The 2905-nt window shown below is 72.3% G+C and carries 4 protein-coding genes; 2 read left to right on the forward strand and 2 right to left on the reverse strand.

Features of this window, described 5'->3' with window-relative positions:
• The coding region (locus AB0C29_RS41510) for an ATP-binding domain-containing protein (RefSeq protein ID WP_360832765.1) at positions 1-492 on the forward strand (492 nt) is incomplete at its 5' end.
• On the opposite strand, the gene AB0C29_RS41515 is transcribed toward AB0C29_RS41510, so the two are convergent.
• Positions 396-1307 carry a sigma-70 family RNA polymerase sigma factor gene (locus AB0C29_RS41515; protein ID WP_360832768.1) on the reverse strand — a complete coding sequence of 304 codons (912 nt, stop codon included), beginning with the start codon at positions 1305-1307 and terminating at the stop codon, positions 396-398. The two genes, AB0C29_RS41510 and AB0C29_RS41515, sit on opposite strands and share 97 nt — an antisense overlap.
• A 128-nt stretch (positions 1308-1435) precedes the next feature.
• Positions 1436-2134, reverse strand: a complete 699-nt coding sequence (locus AB0C29_RS41520; RefSeq protein ID WP_360832771.1) for a PIG-L family deacetylase — start codon at positions 2132-2134, stop codon at positions 1436-1438.
• A 116-nt stretch (positions 2135-2250) separates the two neighbouring features.
• On the opposite strand from AB0C29_RS41520, the gene AB0C29_RS41525 reads away from it, so the two are divergent.
• Positions 2251-2748, forward strand: a complete 498-nt coding sequence (locus tag AB0C29_RS41525) for a DUF456 domain-containing protein (RefSeq protein WP_360832774.1) — start codon at positions 2251-2253, stop codon at positions 2746-2748.
• The last annotated feature ends 157 nt before the right edge of the window (positions 2749-2905 follow it).

Here is a 2905-nt window from a genome sequence, read left to right on the forward strand (position 1 = left end):
GAGCTGATCACAGCGGTACGCCGGGAAGCCGCGGCCGCCGCCGAGGGGCGCGTGGGCGTCCTGGTGCCGGCGGGTCTGGAGGAGTCGTTGGGTCGCGAGCTCACCGCCGCCATTCCCGAGGCGGCCGTGGGGGAGCAGCCCGACCTGCTCAACCACATCGTGCTGATGACGGTCCGGCAGGCCAAGGGCCTCGAGTTCGACAGCGTGATCGTGGTCCAGCCGGACGAGATCATCGCGGAGAGCCCGCGCGGCCTCAGCGACCTCTACGTCGCGGTGACCCGGGCGACCCGGCGGCTCGGTGTGCTGCACACGGCCGAGCTGCCCAAGGCTGCGCTGACCGGGACCGCCGCGCGGGGCCGGTGCGCGTACGCACCGGCCCCGCTCGTCGTCGTGGATCAGGCGGCCGCGCCGTGGGCCAGCGGCGTGAAGCCGTGGGCGTTGGTCAGCGCGAGACGCGAGTGCAGGCTGGTGTTGCCGGCGATGGTGGCGTAGTAGCCGGCCCGGCGGCGGGCGATGATGCTGTCCGGGTTCTCCGGGGCCGGCGCCAGCTCCGGGTCGAGGTGGGTGTTGAGGCCGTCCTTGAGCAGCGACAGCGCCTCGGCGCGCAGCTGGCTGATCCGGCTCTCGGTGACCCCCAGGTCGGCGGCGATGTCGGCCATCGGCCGCTCCTTGAGGAAGTACTCGGTGATGACGGTCTGCAGGCGCTCCGGCAGCGACTCGATCGCGTGGTGCAGGTAACCGATCTGCTCGCGGCGGATCAGCATGTCCTCCGGGCCCGGGGTGCGCTCGGTGACCAGGTCGTCGGGGCTGCTGGTGGTGAAGCCCTGCAGCGACAGCACGGTGGCCCGCTGCACGTCGTTGTCCGTCTGGTGCAGGTCCGTGGTGGTGGTGCCGAGCGCCTGGGCCAGCTCCTCGTTCGTCGGCGTCCGGCCCAGCGTGGTGGTCAGGTTCTGCCGCGTGGTGTCGGTCGCCCGCGCCTTGGTCCGCACCGAGCGGGTCGCCCAGTCCAGCGAGCGCAGCTCGTCGAGGATGGCGCCGCGGATGCGGGTGGTGGCGAAGCGGTTGAACGGGATGCCGCGGGTCGGGTCCCAGCCGCGGGCGGCGGTCACCAGGGCGTGCAGGCCGGCGCTGGTGAGATCGTCACGGTGGATGTGGTTCGGGATCCGGCTGAGCATGTCGCGCACCAGGTGGCCGACCAGCGGCATGTTGGTGCGGATCAGTTCCTCCTGCTCGGCGGCGGACAGGGCCGGCACGGCGGTCGCGGTGTCGGCGGCGAGGTCGGCAGCGGTCGTCATGGTGCTGGTCATGTGAATCCCCCGTGTGTTGTCGGTGGCCCGCGGCGGTGGGCACCGGCTGACAAGGAGAAACTTTGAGTGACGCCGGGTACATGTTCTGGTTGCGCTCAGTTGCCGACCGGTTGCTTCGGATCCGGCTCTCAGGCGGCCCGGGCGGGCACTCGTACGGTGGCGAGGTCCCAGACGAAGCGGGCGGGGGCGAAGGCTTCGGCGTACCGGACGCGGGCCTGCGCGCCGAAGTGCCGGGCGGTGCCGGTCGGCAGCTCCGGATCCACCGGCACCGGGGCCTCGGCCAGCGCGGCGAGCTTGCGGTCCAGGAACGGCGAGATGTCGACGAACAGCGCGGGGGCGAACTGCAGGGTCGACTCGCCGGCGTAGTGCAGGATCCGGCTGCTGTGCCGGGCCGCGGACAGCGTGGCCACGGCGGCGGCGCGGTGCTCGGCGTTGGCGTCCTCGGGGGCGTGCACGTAGACCACATCGGCGTCGACACCGGTCAGTACGTTCTCGATGGCGGCCACCGTCATCGCGGCGGACGAGATCAGCCCGGGCCACGTCTCGCCGGGCCGCTGGTGGCGCGACCGGCGGTCGTTGCTGCCGCGGGTGTGCCCCCGGCGGTCCCCGGAACGGCGCTCGGCGGCCTGCGGGCCCCAGACCAGCAGGCAGTCGAGCTCACGGGCGGCGGCCTCGGCCTGCCGGCTGCGTACGGTGTCGGGCCCGTCGCAGGTGAGCACCAGCATGGTGACCGAGTCACCGGCGGCGCGGTGGGCGGCGAGGGTCCCGGCGCAACCGAACTCGATGTCACCGGGGTGCGTACCGACCGCCAGCACGCTGCGGGTCATTCCGGCCTCCGTGGTTCTCGGTGCACCGTCGCGGGGGTTCGGCGGCGCTGAGTTGTCCATCGGTCACCGGCGGCACGGCTTGAGGGTTGTGGCGTGACTACGGCACGCTGGTCGGCATGGATCTCACCGACTCCGGCACGACCGTCAACCTGATCGCCGGCGTGGCCATGCTGGCCGGCGTGCTGGGCGTGGTGATCCCGGTCCTGCCCGGCCTGCTGCTGTGCTGGGCGGCGGTGCTGCTCTGGGCGATCCTGGGCGACGCGGACGGCGGCCGCTGGGTGGTGTTCGCCCTGGCCACGGTGGTGGCGGTGGGCGGCACGGTGGTGAAATACCTGTGGCCCGGCAAGCGGCTCAAGAGCACCGGCGTGCCCACGTCGTCACTGCTGATCGCCGGCGTGCTGGGGATCGTCGGCTTCTTCGTGGTGCCGGTGGTGGGCCTGGTGCTCGGCTTCGTCGGCGGCCTGTGGGTGGCCGAGCGCCTGCGGGTCGGTCCCGGTCAGGCATGGCCGTCAACCCGGCACGCGCTGGGCGCGGTCGGGCTGTCCCTGCTGGTGGAGTTCGCGGCGGCGCTGGGCATCGCGGTGATCTGGGTCTTCGGCCTGCTCGCCACCTGAGTTCCGCCTTTAGCGGGGCATCCTGGGCTCCGCCTAGCGGGGCATCCTGGGCTCCGCCTAGCTGTAGTGCCCATGAGCGTTGTTGACGCGGCGTGGCGGCTTGATCAATGAGAAGACCTCCGGCGAGGTGGAAGTTGCGACGCTTTCACCCTGACCG

It is taken from the genome of Actinoplanes sp. NPDC048791, assembly GCF_040650095.1.
Taxonomy (GTDB): domain Bacteria; phylum Actinomycetota; class Actinomycetes; order Mycobacteriales; family Micromonosporaceae; genus Actinoplanes.

Bases quoted from the DNA above. Each gene is read 5' to 3' on its own strand.
- AB0C29_RS41515 (WP_360832768.1), bottom strand. From the start codon at position 1,307: ATGACCAGCACCATGACGACCGCTGCCGACCTCGCCGCCGACACCGCG.
- AB0C29_RS41520 (WP_360832771.1), bottom strand. From the start codon at position 2,134: ATGACCCGCAGCGTGCTGGCGGTCGGTACGCACCCCGGTGACATCGAG.
- AB0C29_RS41525 (WP_360832774.1), top strand. From the start codon at position 2,251: ATGGATCTCACCGACTCCGGCACGACCGTCAACCTGATCGCCGGCGTG.